The sequence below is a fragment of the Pseudomonas auratipiscis genome (assembly GCF_036324085.1).
Lineage (GTDB): Bacteria > Pseudomonadota > Gammaproteobacteria > Pseudomonadales > Pseudomonadaceae > Aquipseudomonas > Aquipseudomonas auratipiscis.
The window spans coordinates 172,889-188,699 of sequence record NZ_JAZDCU010000010.1; the positions used below are offsets into that span (position 1 = coordinate 172,889).

General features: G+C 58.8%; 14 protein-coding genes. 9 read left to right on the top strand and 5 right to left on the bottom strand.

Translation table 11 applies throughout. The features are described 5' to 3' along the window. The first annotated feature begins 46 nt into the window (after positions 1-46). Both V0R60_RS15820 and V0R60_RS15825 read left to right on the top strand, forming a co-directional pair. Positions 47-2,533 (top strand): circularly permuted type 2 ATP-grasp protein, encoded by a 2,487-nt coding sequence (locus V0R60_RS15820; RefSeq protein WP_330080764.1) that lies wholly within the window; start codon positions 47-49, stop codon positions 2,531-2,533. Continuing rightward, positions 2,533-3,435: a transglutaminase family protein gene (locus V0R60_RS15825; protein ID WP_330080763.1), complete on the top strand. Its 903-nt coding sequence runs from the start codon at positions 2,533-2,535 to the stop codon at positions 3,433-3,435. Before V0R60_RS15820 ends, V0R60_RS15825 begins: the two co-directional genes overlap by 1 nt. Here V0R60_RS15825 and V0R60_RS15830 read toward each other — a convergent pair. Then, positions 3,432-4,019, bottom strand: coding sequence for an LOG family protein (locus V0R60_RS15830; RefSeq protein WP_136478391.1), 588 nt, complete (start codon positions 4,017-4,019; stop codon positions 3,432-3,434). The genes V0R60_RS15825 and V0R60_RS15830 overlap by 4 nt on opposite strands. A 350-nt stretch (positions 4,020-4,369) precedes the next feature. Between V0R60_RS15830 and azu the strand changes: the two genes are divergently transcribed. Beyond that, entirely contained in the window at positions 4,370-4,816 is a 447-nt protein-coding gene (gene azu / locus V0R60_RS15835; RefSeq protein ID WP_136478390.1) for an azurin, read from the top strand. Between the two features lie 79 nt (positions 4,817-4,895). On the opposite strand, the gene nadE is transcribed toward azu, so the two are convergent. Together nadE and pncB are read right to left on the bottom strand one after the other, a co-directional pair. Beyond that, on the bottom strand, positions 4,896-5,723 hold the full coding sequence (gene nadE / locus V0R60_RS15840; RefSeq protein WP_136478389.1) for an ammonia-dependent NAD(+) synthetase: 828 nt from the start codon (positions 5,721-5,723) through the stop codon (positions 4,896-4,898). A gap of 3 nt (positions 5,724-5,726) precedes the next feature. Then, on the bottom strand, positions 5,727-6,929 hold the full coding sequence (pncB, locus tag V0R60_RS15845) for a nicotinate phosphoribosyltransferase (protein WP_136478388.1): 1,203 nt from the start codon (positions 6,927-6,929) through the stop codon (positions 5,727-5,729). Between the two features lie 469 nt (positions 6,930-7,398). Between pncB and V0R60_RS15850 the strand changes: the two genes are divergently transcribed. From V0R60_RS15850 to V0R60_RS15875, 6 genes are all read left to right on the top strand, one after another. Beyond that, positions 7,399-8,535 (top strand): branched-chain amino acid ABC transporter substrate-binding protein, encoded by a 1,137-nt coding sequence (locus V0R60_RS15850; RefSeq protein ID WP_136478387.1) that lies wholly within the window; start codon positions 7,399-7,401, stop codon positions 8,533-8,535. Between the two features lie 158 nt (positions 8,536-8,693). Next, positions 8,694-9,608: an ABC transporter permease subunit gene (locus V0R60_RS15855; RefSeq protein ID WP_203478814.1), complete on the top strand. Its 915-nt coding sequence runs from the start codon at positions 8,694-8,696 to the stop codon at positions 9,606-9,608. A 2-nt stretch (positions 9,609-9,610) separates the two neighbouring features. Beyond that, positions 9,611-10,894 carry a high-affinity branched-chain amino acid ABC transporter permease LivM gene (gene livM / locus V0R60_RS15860; protein WP_330080762.1) on the top strand — a complete coding sequence of 428 codons (1,284 nt, stop codon included), beginning with the start codon at positions 9,611-9,613 and terminating at the stop codon, positions 10,892-10,894. After that, positions 10,891-11,766, top strand: a complete 876-nt coding sequence (locus V0R60_RS15865) for an ABC transporter ATP-binding protein (RefSeq protein WP_330080761.1) — start codon at positions 10,891-10,893, stop codon at positions 11,764-11,766. The genes livM and V0R60_RS15865 overlap by 4 nt, the downstream gene beginning before the upstream one ends. Continuing rightward, positions 11,763-12,479 (top strand): ABC transporter ATP-binding protein, encoded by a 717-nt coding sequence (locus V0R60_RS15870; RefSeq protein ID WP_136478383.1) that lies wholly within the window; start codon positions 11,763-11,765, stop codon positions 12,477-12,479. Before V0R60_RS15865 ends, V0R60_RS15870 begins: the two co-directional genes overlap by 4 nt. Before the next feature lie 669 nt (positions 12,480-13,148). Further along, entirely contained in the window at positions 13,149-13,916 is a 768-nt protein-coding gene (locus V0R60_RS15875) for an SDR family oxidoreductase (RefSeq protein WP_136478382.1), read from the top strand. Between the two features lie 33 nt (positions 13,917-13,949). Here the strand turns inward: V0R60_RS15875 and V0R60_RS15880 are convergent, their stop codons facing one another. Next, positions 13,950-15,059 carry an AGE family epimerase/isomerase gene (locus V0R60_RS15880; protein ID WP_330080760.1) on the bottom strand — a complete coding sequence of 370 codons (1,110 nt, stop codon included), beginning with the start codon at positions 15,057-15,059 and terminating at the stop codon, positions 13,950-13,952. Positions 15,060-15,114: 55 nt separating this feature from the next. Next, positions 15,115-15,747, bottom strand: a complete 633-nt coding sequence (locus tag V0R60_RS15885; protein WP_136478380.1) for a TetR family transcriptional regulator — start codon at positions 15,745-15,747, stop codon at positions 15,115-15,117. Between the last annotated feature and the right edge of the window lie 64 nt (positions 15,748-15,811).

Genomic DNA, 15,811 nt, shown 5'->3' on the forward strand with positions numbered 1-15,811 from the left:
GCGCGGTTCCGCTCTCTGAATCGACTTGCAGACCTCGATCGCCGCCATGCCTGACTTGTTTGATGCCTACCGGCCAATCCCGGGTGCTTACCACGAAATGCTCGATGACCAAGGCAAAGTCCGTGGTCACTGGCAGCCAGTGTGTGATTATCTGCAGCGGAGCGGCCCGGCACAGTTGACCCAGCGACAAGCGTCACTGACTCGCCAACTCCGCGAAAACGGCGTCACTCACAGTATTTATGCCGATCCCAAAGGCGCCGACCGTCCTTGGGAACTGGATTTGTTGCCGCACCTGATTCCTGCCGCCGAGTGGCAGGCGTTGGCCTCGGGCATCGCCCAGCGCGCACGTCTGCTCAATGCGGTTCTGGCCGACGTTTATGGTCAGCAACAGCTGATCCGTAACGGGTTGCTGCCAAGCGAGCTGATCTATGGGCACAACAATTTCCTCTGGCCCTGCCAAGGAATCAGCCCGCCCGGTGGGACCTTTCTGCATGTCTACGCGGTGGATCTGGCGAGGGCACCGGATGGTCGTTGGTGGGTGACGGCTGACCGTACCCAAGCACCTTCCGGCGCGGGTTATGCACTGGAAAATCGGACCATCGTTTCCCGCGCGCTGCCTGAGTTGTATCGCGACCTGCGGGTTCAGCATCTGGCAGGCTTTTTCGCTGCATTGCAGCACACGCTGGTGCGCCTGGCACCCAGCGAGAAGGAGGTGCCACTGGTCGTCTTGCTAACGCCGGGCCGTTTCAACGAAAGCTATTTTGAGCATTTGTACCTTGCCCGCCAATTGGGCTACCCGCTGGTAGAGGGTGCAGACTTGACCGTGCGCAACGCCACGGTCTTTCTCAAGACGCTCAGCGGTTTACGCCGGGTTCACGCAATCATGCGTCGTCTGGACGATGATTTTTGCGATCCGCTGGAGCTGCGTACTGACTCGGCACTCGGCGTTCCCGGATTGCTCGATGCGGTGCGTCAGGGTCGTGTTCTGGTAGCCAACGCACTGGGTACCGGGGTGTTGGAATCGCCTGGTTTGCTGGGCTTTTTACCAGCCATCAACCAACATCTGTTTGCCGAGGAACTCAGCTTGCCGTCGATAGCCACGTGGTGGTGCGGCGAACCTGCGGTGATGGCGCAAGCACTGGAGCAGCTCCCGCAGTTGTTGGTAAAACCTGCCTTTCCTTCACAGCGCTTCAATCCAGTATTGGGTCGTGCGCTGAACGAGGCCGAGCGCCAGGCGCTTTGCCAGCGGATTCAGGCGCGCCCTTATGCCTATGTAGCTCAGCAACTGGCGCAATTGTCACAAGCGCCGGTATGGCAGCAGGACCAAGGTCAATTGCAGTCGCGGGCCATTGGTATGCGGGTGTATGCGGTGGCAACGGCTGAAGGATACCGGGTCTTGCCCGGTGGCCTTACCCGGGTGGCTGCGCTGGCGGACGCTGAAGTGGTGTCGATGCAGCGCGGAGGCGCCAGCAAAGATGTCTGGGTGCTGGGGGACACAGCGCCTGTCGATGAGCCGTGGCGAAGCTTGCACACGCTTGGCGTGGCTGACCTGGTGCGGCAGGATCCGTACTTGCCGTCGCGCCTGGTCGAGAACCTGTTCTGGTTCGGACGGTATTGCGAGCGCTGCGATGCCAGTGCGCGTTTGCTGCGGATCATCCTTACCCGTTATCTCGATGGCGACGATCCTCTGGCCCTGCAGGCCGCGGTGACGCTGGCGGGTGAACGTTCGTTGCTGCCGCCCGAGGGCAGGCTGCTCGAGCGTTTGCGCGCCGCTTTGGCCGGCCAGGACTGGGCCTTCAGCCTCAGCAATAACCTGCAGCGCTTGCACTGGGCAGCGTCACAGGTGCGCGGCAAACTTTCGCGGGAAAACTGGCAGGCGTTGGTGGAGTTGCAACGGGAGGCGCAGAGCCTTGCCGATGACAGCGCGGGTCTTGGGGAGCAGGTGGATTTTCTCAACCGCCTGGTCATGTCGATGGCGGCGCTGTCGGGCTTTGCCCTGGATGACATGACCCGCGACGAAGGCTGGCGCTTTTTGATGATTGGTCGGCGCATCGAGCGTTTGCAGTCACTGTGCAGCAGCCTGGCAGCCTTCCTGCGCGGGCCGGCGGTATACGATCAGGCTGGACTTGAGTGGCTGCTGGAGTTGGGCAACAGCAGCATTACTTATCGCTCGCGTTATCTGGCGGTAGCTCAACTGATTCCAGTGCTCGACCTTTTGCTGCTGGATGAACAGAACCCGCACGCCGTGATGTTCCAGCTCAACCTACTGGTGCGTACCTACCGACGCTTGTGCGAAGCGTTCGCCAGCCCCGTTGATCCGGGCCTGGCGTTGCTGGCTCAGCAGCTCAAACAGTTCGACTTGCGCAACCTCGAGACCTCGTTGTTTGGCAGCGCGAGTGTTCATGCGGTGTTGACTGGATTGGCCGACCTGTTGCAATCGGTCGCTGCAGCCAGCAGCGGTATTTCCGAGCGCTTGGCCCTGCGCCACTTCGCTCATGTCGACGATGTCAGTCAGCAAACGGTGTCGGTCTGATGAGTGCGCGTTATCATGTTGTTCACGACACCCATTATCGCTATGACAGTCCGGTGTCCCTTGCCCAGCAGTTGGCTCACCTATGGCCACGGCCTTGTGCCTGGCAGCGTTGTACGGAGCAGGTGCTCCAGATCAGCCCCGAGCCGACCCAGCGACGGGACGAATGGGATGTGTTCGGAAATCCGCTTACGCGCCTGGCCTTTGAACGCCAGCATGAGCAGTTGCGTGTGGTCGCGCGCTTGCATGTCGAGGTGTTGCCGCGAAGCGCTCCACAATTGAGTGTTTCACCGGCGTGGGAGCAGGTTCGTGATGCACTGAGCTATACCAGCAAGCCGCTGTCGAGCGAGCATCTGCAGGCTTGTCGCTACCGTTTTGAATCGCCCTACGTGCGTCTGAAGCAGCGTTTCGTTGCTTTCAGCGCATCGTGCTTTGCCCCAGGCCGACCTTTGCTCGCGGGCTCCCAGGCATTAATGGAAAAAATCTTCAGCGAGTTCACCTTCGAGGCCGGCGCGACCGAGGTCGCTACGCCGTTGGAGCAAGTGCTTGAGCGCAGGCGGGGCGTTTGCCAGGACTTTGCTCACCTGATGCTTGCCTGCCTGCGTTCAAGGGGGCTGGCGGCGCGCTATGTCAGTGGCTATCTGCTGACTCGACCGCCGCCTGGGCAACCGCGCCTGGTGGGGGCTGACGCCTCGCACGCGTGGGTCTCGGTATTTTGTCCAATCCAGGGCTGGGTCGACTTTGACCCAACCAACAACCTGCTGCCTGCGCTGGAGCACATCACCTTGGCCTGGGGCCGGGACTTCTTTGATGTGTCACCGCTGCGTGGCGTGATTCTCGGCGGCGGCACGCATGATCCGCAGGTGCAGGTTACGGTGATGCCATTGGAAGGCGCCCAGGCTTAGTCAGGCTTTTTGTCTACCCATTTAGGGGCGACCGGCGCCTGGAAGTTTTCCATGGCGTCGAGTAGTTCGCCAGGGGCGTCGGCAAGTTGCAGCATGGCCCGATGTTGTGGGCGCACAAAGCCTTCTTCCACCACATGGTCGAGGAAGCTGCCAAGTTTGCTGTAGAAACCGTTGACATCGAGCAGCCCCAGGGGCTTGGCGTGGTAACCCAGTTGGCCCCAGGTCCAGACTTCAAACAACTCTTCCAGGGTGCCCAGGCCGCCGGGCAGGGCGACGAATGCGTCGCTCAGTTCAGCCATGCGTGCCTTGCGCGCATGCATACCGTCGACGACTTCCAGGCGGGTCAACCCGGTATGGCCGATCTCGGCGCTTTTCAGAGCCTGCGGGATTATCCCGATAACTTCACCGCCAGCGGCCATGGCCGCGTCAGCCACGATCCCCATCAGGCCGACGGCACCGCCGCCGTAAACCAGGGTGAGGCCACGCTGGGCGATGGTCTGGCCAAGGGCGATGGCTGCATCGCGGTAGGCAGGGTTGACGCCGGTGCTGGCGCCACAGAATACGCAAATGGAACGTACAGGCATTTCATCTCTCCGATAACAAGCACACAGAGAGTAAGGCGCATACCCGCCGCTTCCAAGGGCGGATCTTATTCGGAACGACAGAACTCGCAAGTGGCGCCACTGGCACCGCAGGCATAAGCGGCGAGCAAGCTGTTCATCAAGCTGTTGAGGGACATGGCTTCTACTCCTGAATGAGAGGTTGTTTCATCCTCCCGGAATGGCGCATGATGTGCACTTTGATTGGCTGTATACAATCCATAGAACAAATCTACTGTCCGGCGCTTCTCCGGCCTCTTGATTCATATCAGGGAAGGGATGAAGTGATTCAGGCAGTCTGCAAACTGATCAAAACCCTGCCAAGGAGATTCACGATGTTTGCCAAAGTTGTAGCTGTATCTTTGCTGACTCTGGCCAGCACTCAGGTGTTTGCCGCTGAGTGTAAGGTTACCGTCGACTCCACCGACCAGATGTCCTTCAACACCAAAGACATCGCCATCGACAAAAGCTGCAAGACTTTCACCGTTGAACTGACTCACTCCGGCTCGCTGCCGAAGAACGTCATGGGCCACAACCTGGTGATCAGCAAAGAAGCTGACATGCAGCCAATTGCTACCGATGGCCTGTCGGCTGGTATCGACAAGCAATACCTGAAAGACGGTGATGCACGTGTTATCGCTCACACCAAAGTCATTGGTGCGGGCGAGAAAGACTCGGTTACTTTCGACGTGTCGAAACTGGCAGCGGGTGAGAAGTACGGCTTCTTCTGCTCGTTCCCAGGCCACATCTCGATGATGAAAGGCACCGTTACTCTGAAGTAACGCGTTACCTTTGAAATCGCTGGGCAATCATGCTCCTACAGACAAACTGTAGGAGCGTGCTTGCCCCGCGATGCTTTCATCAAGGCGCGAATGGCATCTCGCGCTTGTGCTGGGTCTTCTCGTAGGTGCCCTTGATAATCTCGAAGGCTTCTTCGCTCACGGGTTCTCCGTGCAGAAACGCATCAATCTGCTCATAGGTAACACCATGAGAAGCTTCGTCCGGTTTACCCGGGGCCAGGTCTTCCAAATCAGCAGTGGGCACTTTCTCTACCAGTGACTCCGGAGCGCCAAAGCTGCGGGCGATTGCCCGTACCTGGTTTTTTACCAGGCCGCTCAACGGGGCCAGGTCGCAGGATCCATCGCCAAACTTGGTAAAGAAGCCCATCACCGCTTCGGCGGCATGGTCGGTGCCGATCACCAGGCCCTGGCGAGCGCCGGCGATGGTGTACTGAGCGACCATACGCATGCGTGCCTTGGTGTTGCCAACCACGAAGTCGACCATCGCCGGCTTGCCGTTTTCCAGCGCCTGCACCTCTTTGGCCAGCGCCTGTACCGCTGGGGCGATGTTCACCGTGTGCAGCTCGTCCGGCTTGATCACATCCAGGCAAGCCTGGGCGTCGTGTTCATCCTGCTGCACGTGGTAGGGCAGCCGCACAGCGATGAAGCAATAGGCCGGGTCGCCGGTTTCGCTGCGCAGCTCATTGATGGCCCGTTGCGCCAACAGTGCTGCAGTCAGCGAGTCGACACCACCACTGATGCCCAGGACCAGGGTCTTCATCCGTGCGTTGTTCAAGCATTGCTTGATGAATGCCACGCGCCGGGCCACTTCGGCATCGAGCGCGGCGCGGTCGGCGAATGGCGGCTGGACCTTGAGCGCTTGCGCGATCTCTCGCTGGACGGCTTGCATGAATTACTCCTTGGGCACTTTGAAGACATGGCGCAGGTAAGCGACGAAATTTTCGTCGCGGCATTGGGTCTTGGCTGCCTCGTCGGAAATCTTGGCGACAGGCTGGCCGTTGCAGTCGGTCATTTTAAGCACGATGCTCATCGGCGCCACCCCTGGAATGTCACAGGTCAGGTTGGTACCAATGCCAAAGCTGACATTGATCCGACCGCGCAGGGCACGGAAGATTTCCAGTGACTTGGTCAGGTTCAGGCCATCGGAAAACACCAGGGTCTTGGTCATCGGGTCGATACCCAGCTTGCGGTAGTGAGCGATGGCCTTTTCCGCCCAAAGCACCGGGTCGCCCGAGTCATGGCGCAGACCGTCGAACAGCTTGGCGAAGAACAGATCGAAGTCGCCCAAAAAAGCATCCATGGTGATGCAGTCGGTCAGGGCGATGCCAAGCAGGCCGCGGTACTCACGCACCCAGCAGTCGAGGGCGGCGATCTGGCTGTCGATCAGTCGAGGCCCCAGTTGCTGATGGGCCATGATCCATTCATGGGCCATGGTCCCCAGGGGCTTGATATCCAGTTTTCGTGCCAGGTGAACGTTACTGGTGCCAACGAAACGCGCAGGGAAGTCTTCCTTCAGCACCCTTACCACTTCTTCCTGAACCTTGTAGGAGAAGCGTCGGCGGGTGCCGAAGTCGGCTACCTGCAACTCGGCCAGTTCATCGCTGCTGGCATGGGCCCTGAGCCAGTCGAATTTGCGGTACAGCTGGTCGCGCGCTTCGCTCAGCTTGACCAACGGGTGACGCTGACGGTTGCGCACTTCACTGATGATCGCCAGCAAGGGCACTTCGAAGAGGATTACATGCAGCCAGGGGCCGCGGATGCGCAGGTACAACTGGTCGTTCTCGATGCCCAGGTGCAGATAACGCAAATTGAAGCGAAACAGGCCAAGGAAACGCAGGAAGTCCGGCTTGATGAAGTTGATCTGCTCAAGAAATCCCAGTTGACCATTGGCCAGGCTCAGCTCGCACAACTGGTCAATCTGCTCACGGATCTGCGCCAGATAAGGGCGCAGGTCTTCGCCGTTGCGGCAGCGAAACTCCCACTCCACCTCGACGTTGGGATAGTTGTGCAGCACCGCCTGCATCATGCTCAGTTTGTAGAAGTCAGTGTCGAGCAGGTTCTGCACAATGCGATCGGCGAAGGCGCTCTCGCTCATAAGGGGCTCCGTAAGGGGCGCGCGCCATCATTTGTCAGCAACGACACGCAGACCTTGTCATTGTGCCAGCCTTTTTCTGTCGGCGGGCGGGTACGCCAGGGGTACATCGGTAGCAGGCAACTGTGGCAGCGCTTTTACAGGACACCAGCTAGCCTGTAATGGTGCCCGCTGTAGCAGTCGCGCACCAAGGATGTGCAGTTCGGTTACGCATCCTGTTACAGGCTGGTTGCACGTAAACACTTGCCGGGGTTGCAATGATGGCACTAGGCGGTTGCTCTTTCTGTTTGCAGGCGGTGGCGCTTTGCGTGAAGCAGACGGTTGCACGGCCAATAAAAAAAGGACGCGGTTCAAGCCCCGACAACTTCTTCACGAGTTTTTCCAGAATAAAAAACCAATGGCACGGCCCTTGCTCAGAGCAATTGCTGAACGTTGTAGTGCCAACCAAAAAAATTCCAAGGAGCACCACCTCATGTCGCAGACGTTTTACAAGAAAGGCTTTTTGGCCCTCGCCGTAGCTACGGCGCTGGGTGTTTCTTCGTATGTTCAGGCCGACATCAAGATCGGCGTAGCAGGCCCGATGACCGGTGCCAACGCAGCGTTTGGTGAGCAGTACATGAAAGGTGCCCAGGCAGCGGCCGATGCCGTCAATGCCGCGGGAGGGGTTAACGGCGAGAAGATCGTTCTGGTCAAAGGCGATGACGCCTGTGAGCCGAAGCAGGCTGTTGCGGTGGCCAACCGCCTGGTGGATCAGGACAAGGTGGCGGGCGTGGTCGGGCACTTCTGCTCGTCCAACACCATTCCTGCTTCCGAGGTGTACGACGAAGCCGGGGTCATCGCAATCACCCCAGGCTCGACCAACCCACAGGTTACCGAGCGCGGCCTGAGCGCCATGTTCCGTATGTGCGGGCGTGACGACCAGCAGGGCATCGTCGCCGGTGATTACATCGTTGATGTGCTCAAGGGCAAGAAGGTCGTGGTGCTGCACGACAAGGATACCTATGGCCAGGGTCTGGCTGATGCCACCAAGGCTCAGTTGGCCAAGCGTGGCGTGACCCCGGTGCTGTATGAAGGCCTGACGCGGGGCGAGAAAGACTTCAGTGCCGTGGTGACCAAGATCCGTGCCGCGGGTGCCGACGTTGTGTACTTCGGCGGCCTGCACCCGGAAGCCGGCCCACTGGTTCGCCAGCTTCGTGAGCAAGGCCTCAAGGACGTCAAGTTCATGTCCGACGACGGAATTGTCACCGATGAACTGGTCACCACCGCCGGCGGCGCGCAATACGTCGATGGCGTGTACATGACCTTTGGCGCCGACCCACGTCTGCTGCCAGACAGCAAGGCGGTGGTGGAGGAGTTCCGCAAGGCTGGCACCGAACCTGAAGGCTACACCCTGTATGCCTACGCCTCGGTCCAGGCGCTGGCCGCTGCCTTCAACGGCGCCAAGTCGAACAAGGGCGAAGACGCCGCCAAATGGCTCAAGGCCAACCCGGTGAAAACCGTGATGGGCGAGAAAAAATGGGACTCCAAAGGTGACCTGACGGTGTCCGACTACGTGGTCTACCAGTGGGATGCCCAAGGCAAGTACCACCAACTGGAAAAACAAAAATAACAACGGTATTCGACCCGGGCGCCTGCCCGGGTCGCTACCCGGTTTGCGCAGTACCTGTCTTTTCTCGTAGATCTGCACAACCCTGCGCTGCGAGGGCCGCTTGATCCGGGCCTCACCGTAGTCGGCGCTGTGCAATCTCAAATACGTGAGATTGCGTTATGGATGGTATTTTCCTGCAGCAACTGATCAATGGGCTGACCCTGGGGTCTGTCTATGGTCTGATCGCCATCGGCTACACAATGGTCTATGGCATTATCGGCATGATCAACTTCGCGCACGGCGAGGTTTATATGATTTCCGCCTACCTGGCGGCGATCAGTCTGGCATTGCTGGCTTACTTCGGTATCGAATCCTTCCCGTTGCTGATGCTCGGGACGCTGATCTTCACCATTGTGGTAACAGGCGTCTATGGCTGGACCATTGAACGCATCGCCTACAAGCCCCTGCGAAACTCCACCCGCCTGGCACCCTTGATCAGTGCCATCGGTATTTCGCTCATCCTGCAAAACTACGCACAGATCAGCCAGGGCGCACGCCAGCAAGGCGTACCGACCCTGCTCGAAGGCGCCTGGCGCCTGGAAGTGGGCACCGGCTTCGTGCAACTGACCTACACCAAGATATTCATTCTGGTCGCCGCTTTTGTCGGTATGGCCGCGCTTACCTACATCATCAAGTTCACCAAGTTGGGGCGCATGTGCCGTGCTACCCAGCAGGATCGCAAGATGGCTTCGATCTTGGGCATCAACACTGACCGGGTGATTTCCTATGTGTTCGTCATCGGTGCCGTAATGGCTGCGCTGGCGGGCGTACTGATCACCATGAACTACGGCACCTTCGACTTCTATGCCGGCTTCATCATCGGCATCAAGGCTTTCACCGCTGCGGTGTTGGGTGGGATTGGCTCACTGCCGGGGGCCATGCTCGGCGGGATCATCCTTGGTATTTCCGAGTCGCTGTTCTCCGGGATGATCAACTCCGACTACAAAGACGTGTTCAGTTTCTCCCTCCTGGTGCTGATTCTGATCTTCCGTCCCCAAGGCCTGCTGGGTCGCCCTCTCGTGGCGAAGGTATAAGTATGTCTGCTGCCAAAACCAACTCATTCGATATCAAGCGCAGCCTGATCGACGCGATTCTCGCCGGGCTGATTTCCCTGATTGTCTTCGGACCCATCGTCGGCGTCGTGCTCGATGGTTACAGCTTCAACATGGAGCCCACCCGTGTCGCCTGGCTGGTAGCCGGCGTGATGGCCGGGCGTTTCCTGCTCAGCCTGTTTCTGCAAACTCCTAAAGGCCAGTCGATCCTGCAAGGTTTCGAAGGCAGCGGTTCGGGCGTGCACGTGTTGGCGCCGGACTACAAATCACGCCTGCGCTGGATTATTCCGGCGCTGGTGGTGATCGCCATTGTCTTCCCCTTCTTTGCCAACAAGTACCTGCTCACGGTCGTCATCCTTGGCCTGATCTACGTGCTGCTTGGGCTGGGCCTGAACATTGTGGTCGGGCTGGCTGGGCTGCTCGACCTGGGTTACGTGGCGTTCTACGCCATCGGTGCCTATGGCCTGGCGCTGGGCTATCAGTACCTTGGCCTGGGCTTCTGGACCGTATTGCCACTGGCAGCGATTGCAGCGGCGCTGGCTGGGTGCATATTGGGTTTCCCGGTGCTGAGGATGCACGGTGACTACCTGGCCATTGTGACCCTGGGCTTTGGTGAAATCATTCGCCTGGTGCTCAACAACTGGCTGTCGCTCACCGGCGGCCCCAATGGCATGCCGGTGCCTTCGCCAACGTTTCTGGGCATCGAGTTTGGACGTCGAGCCAAGGACGGCGGGATCCCGTTCCATGAGTTCTTTGGCATCGACTACAACCCCAACGTGAAATTCCTGTTCATCTACATCGTGCTGTTCCTGGTGGTGATGGCGGTGTTGTACATCAAGCACCGGTTGACCCGTATGCCGGTGGGGCGCGCCTGGGAAGCCTTGCGTGAAGACGAAATTGCCTGCCGCTCAATGGGCCTGAACCATGTATTGGTAAAACTTTCTGCGTTCACCCTCGGTGCCTCTACCGCCGGCTTGGCCGGAGTGTTCTTCGCCAGCTACCAGGGCTTTGTAAACCCGTCTTCGTTCACCTTCTTCGAGTCGGCGTTGATCCTGGCCATCGTGGTACTGGGTGGCATGGGCTCCACGGTCGGTGTGGTGATCGCTGCCTTCGTTCTGACTGTTGCCCCGGAACTGCTGCGTAGCTTCTCCGAATACCGAGTGCTGCTATTCGGGGTGCTCATGGTGTTGATGATGATCTGGAGACCGCGTGGCCTGATTCGTATCAGCCGCACCGGTGTAGTTCCGCGTAAAGGAGTAGCGCCATGAGCGACGACGTGATTCTTTCGGTCGACAACCTGATGATGCACTTTGGCGGGATCAAGGCGCTCAGCGATGTCAGTCTCAAGGTCAAGCGCAACTCCATCTTCGCCTTGATCGGCCCGAACGGTGCGGGAAAAACCACGGTGTTCAACTGCCTGACCGGTTTCTACAAAGCCAGTGGCGGCAAGATCGAACTGAACATGCGCGGCACGCGTACCAACGTTATCCAACTGCTTGGCGAGCGCTTTCGGTTGGGTGATTTCGTTTCGCCCAAACGCTTCATCAACCGACTGCACTACAAAATGTTTGGCGGTACCCATTTGGTCAACCGGGCGGGGCTGGCGCGGACTTTCCAGAACATTCGCCTGTTCAAGGAAATGTCGGTGGTGGAGAACCTGCTGGTGGCCCAGCACATGTGGGTAAACCGCAGTCTGCTGGCCGGTGTGCTCAATACCAAGGGCTACCGAAAAGCCGAAAGCGATGCCCTCGATCACGCCTTCTACTGGTTGGAAGTGGTCGACCTGGTGGACTGCGCCAACCGCTTGGCCGGTGAGCTGTCCTACGGACAGCAGCGCCGACTGGAAATCGCCCGCGCCATGTGCACACGGCCTCAGATCATCTGTCTGGACGAACCGGCAGCGGGACTGAACCCGCAGGAAACCGAAGCGCTGAGCAGGATGATTCGAGTGCTGCGCGATGAGCATGACCTGACCGTCGTGCTCATCGAGCATGACATGGGTATGGTCATGAGCATTTCCGACCACATCGTGGTGCTTGACCATGGCAAGCTGATCGCCGAAGGCGCGCCACAGGATATTCGCAACAACCCGACGGTAATCGCCGCCTACCTGGGTGCCGACGAAGAGGAGCTGGTATGACTGCCCCCATTCTCGAACTCAAGGACCTGGATGTGTTCTATGGTCCGATCCAGGCCCTGAAAAAAGTCTCGATGCACATCGACGAAGGCGAAACCGTGAGCCTGATCGGCTCCAACGGTGCCGGCAAGTCGACCCTGCTGATGTCAATCTTCGGCCAACCGCGGGCGGCTGGCGGGCAGATTGTCTATCGCGGTACTGACATCACCCACAAGTCTTCGCACTACATTGCCTCGAACGGCATCGCCCAGTCGCCTGAAGGGCGCCGGGTGTTCCCGGACATGTCGGTAGAAGAAAACCTGATGATGGGCACCATTCCTATCGGCGATAAACATGCCAGTGAAGACATGCAACGCATGTTCGAGTTGTTCCCGCGGCTCAAGGAGCGGCGCAATCAGCGGGCCATGACCATGTCGGGTGGTGAGCAGCAGATGTTGGCCATCGCCCGGGCGTTGATGAGTCGGCCTAAGTTATTGCTGCTCGATGAGCCGTCGCTGGGCCTGGCGCCGATCGTGGTCAAACAGATCTTCGCCACGCTCAGAGAACTGGCCAAGACCGGCATGACCATCTTCCTGGTCGAGCAAAACGCCAACCACGCCCTGAAGCTGTCTGATCGTGCCTACGTGATGGTCAACGGACAGATCCGCCTTACCGGCACCGGGCAAGAACTGCTGGTCAACGAGGAAGTACGAAACGCCTATCTCGGCGGGCATTGATTCGATCGGAAAAACAGCCCTGCGATGCGGGGCTTTTTTTGTCCACAGCTTTGTGGAAAACCTTACGAGTACTTCCTTTGCGCCGCGACACAAAGTCGCTGCAAGCGGATGTTTTGTCGAGGTTTTGAGTTGTCCACCATTGGTGTGGAAGCGGCTGTGGGTAACTTGGTAGCACCTTGCTGTAAGCCTTTATCTATAAGGCTTTCAGCGCTATGATCGTTTTTTGATCAAGTGTTCGATAAAGATTTTTGCCAGCCTTTGTCAAGTCTTTTATAGGTACTCTGCTTTGGCGCAAAACCCCTCTGCGTGCCTGTGGATAAGTCTGTGGGCAAGCATTGGAAAGAACGCTGTAAGCAGCGTGTTGATAGGCCTTGAGCCATCATCGAAAATGCCGTCATGACGGTCGCGGATGGACTGAGGTCAATTCGACAGGTTGCGGTCAAGGAAAATACTTTTGAGTTATCCATCAGGCCAGCAATGCCGAGGAAAAGTTGCCCCCGGATTTTGTGCAAGAGACTGTGGATAAGGTGAGTAAAGCTTGCTACAGCCCTTGTAGATCAAGGTGTTGATGTTTTTGGTTGTTTTTTGTACAGAAGATGTGCGCTTGCTGGCAAGGTTGCCGCCGGGCATTCTGCCGCTCCGTGATACTGACTTTGCAAGGAGTAACCGATGACTTCCACTCTATTCATCACTGGCGCGACCTCAGGTTTCGGCGAAGCCTGTGCCCGTCGATTCGCCGAAGCAGGTTGGTCGCTGGTGTTGACTGGTCGCCGTCAGGAGCGCCTGGACGCGCTATGTGAAGAGCTTGCGAAAAAGACTGAAGTGCATGGCCTGGTCCTGGATGTACGGGACCGTGGGGCCATGGAGGAGGCGATTGCCAATTTGCCGCCATCGTTCGCCAAACTACGCGGGCTGATCAACAACGCAGGCCTGGCGCTGGGGGCCGAACCTGCTCCCAAGTGCGACCTGGACGACTGGGACACCATGGTCGACACCAATATCAAGGGCTTGATGTACAGCACCCGCTTGTTGCTGCCACGTTTGATCGCGCATGGCCGTGGCGCCACCATTTTGAACGTGGGGTCGGTGGCGGGCACTTATCCGTACCCTGGCAGCCATGTCTACGGCGGTACCAAGGCCTTTGTCGCTCAGTTTTCCTCGAGCCTGCGCTGTGACCTGCAAGGCACGGGCGTGCGCGTGAGCAACATTGAGCCGGGAATGTGCGAAAGCGAATTCTCATTGGTGCGTTTCGGCGGCGACCAGGCGCGCTATGACGCCACTTACGCTGGCATCGAAGCGATCCAGCCGCAGGATATTGCCGAGACTATCTTCTGGATTCTCAATCAGCCGGCGCACATCAACATCAACAGCATTGAGCTGATGCCGGTGCGTCAGACTTTGGCCGGGTTTGCAATCGACAGGTCGGGGAAGGCCTGAGGAAGGTATCGCGGGACGCGTCCCGCGATAGCATCAGATTTGCTGCTCAAGCCCCTGCAGGCAGGTGGCCAGATGGTAAGGCGTGGTCGACGGCATATCGCTGCGGCTGACAGCACCATTGGCATCGCGGCACTCGTACCAGCCACCGGCATGCAAGAAGTCGCGTTGTAGCGCTAGGAGCTGGGTGAGCACCTTGTCGGCACTGTTACAGCGCAGGGCCAAGGCCCGCAGGTACTCGGCTTGAGCCCAGATGCGCTGGGTGGCATCGCGGAGCTGGCCCTCGCTGCCGAGCATGGACAAGACCGCCGTACCTTTCACCCCGTATTGTTCGGCGTAGGCAAATGCGCGGTCGAGGGACGCGTGCAGCTCGCCACCACGCAATAGTGGCGAAGACTCGAGTAGATAGAACCATTCGAACTGGTGCCCTGGCTCGAACCAGTTGTCCACAGCGCCGCGAGGCTTTTCCAACATCACCCCATGATCAGGATCGACGAAGTGCGTTTGCATGGCAGCCGCCAGGTTTTGCAACGCGCTCTGCACCGCCGCATCGTCGCGCACGGCCAATGTGGCAAGAAACGCTTCGGCCAGGTGCATCAGTGGGTTCTGAAGCGGGCCGCTATGCAGATCTGACCAGTCCTCATCAAGACTGGCTTCATACAGCCCATCATCACGGCCGAAACGCTCAGCGACGATGCTCAGGGCAGCATTGAGCGTGGACTCGACCAATTGTTCACGAACCTGTCCCCAGTAATGAGCGCAGGCAAAAATGATGAAGGCGTGGGTATAAAGGTCTTTGCGCCGATCCAGCGGTTTACCCTGGGCATCGATGCTGTAGAACCAGCCGCCATGCTCGGCATCGTGGAAGTGCCGTTGCAGCGAGCGAAACAGCGCGCCAGCACGCTCGCGGGCACCAGGCTGTTCGATCCGGCTGCTGAACAGGTACAGCTGGCGCGCACAGGCCATGGCCCGGTATCGCTGCACTGGCAGGGGCTGATGCTGGGGATCGAGGGCTTCGAAAGGCAGCGCCATTTCTGCATTCCAGCCCGGACCTTGCCAGAGCGGCACAATGCGCTGGGTAAAGTGCGTTTGCACCTGTTCAAACAGGGCAGGCAGTTCAGGCTGGGCAGTACGAAGGTCGGGCATGGAGAAGTGTCGTCGCGATCAGTGCGTTTGCGCGCATGTTAGCAGGAAACGGCCATCAGATTGGCGTGCCGAGCCCTTGCCAATGCTTGGCACCGACAAAGATGAAGCGCAACTGTTGGGTGATCTTGTCCTGGGCGCTCAGCGACTGTGCGCTGCCGTCGGCGGGCTCGTCGATCAGCTCTGGCAAGGTCGCAAACACGGTTTTCACCACCAGGTCGGCTATGACCGAAAGGGCGTCGTTATCCAGGTGTTGCCAGCGCGGCATGCGGGCAAGGTCAGTGGCCAGGTCCGAGCTGATGCCGTCGCGCAACGTGGCGATCGCCTGGCGCACAGGCTGTGAGCCGCCGTATTGCTCGCGCGCCAGGAATAGAAACTGTGCACGGTTAGCGGCCACCACATCGAGGAAGATCCGCACCGAGGCGTCGGTGATACCACCGAGTTCGATCTCATTGTGGCGCACCAGGCGGATGGTCTGGCGAAAGGTTTCGCCGACTTCGTTTACCAGGGCCAGGCCGAGCTGGTCCATGTCGGTAAAGTGGCGGTAGAAGCCTGTTGGCACGATACCCGCGCACTTGCTCACTTCACGCAGGCTGATACTGCCGAAACCCCGGCCACTTTCCATCAGTTGGCGGGCGGCATCCAGTAGGGCTTGGCGGGTCTGTAGTTTTTGTTCGGCGCGCGGCAGCATGGCGAGTATCGGCTGGCAGTGAAACAGCCCTGCACTCTAATAGCCTGCGCCAGGAAAACAAAGC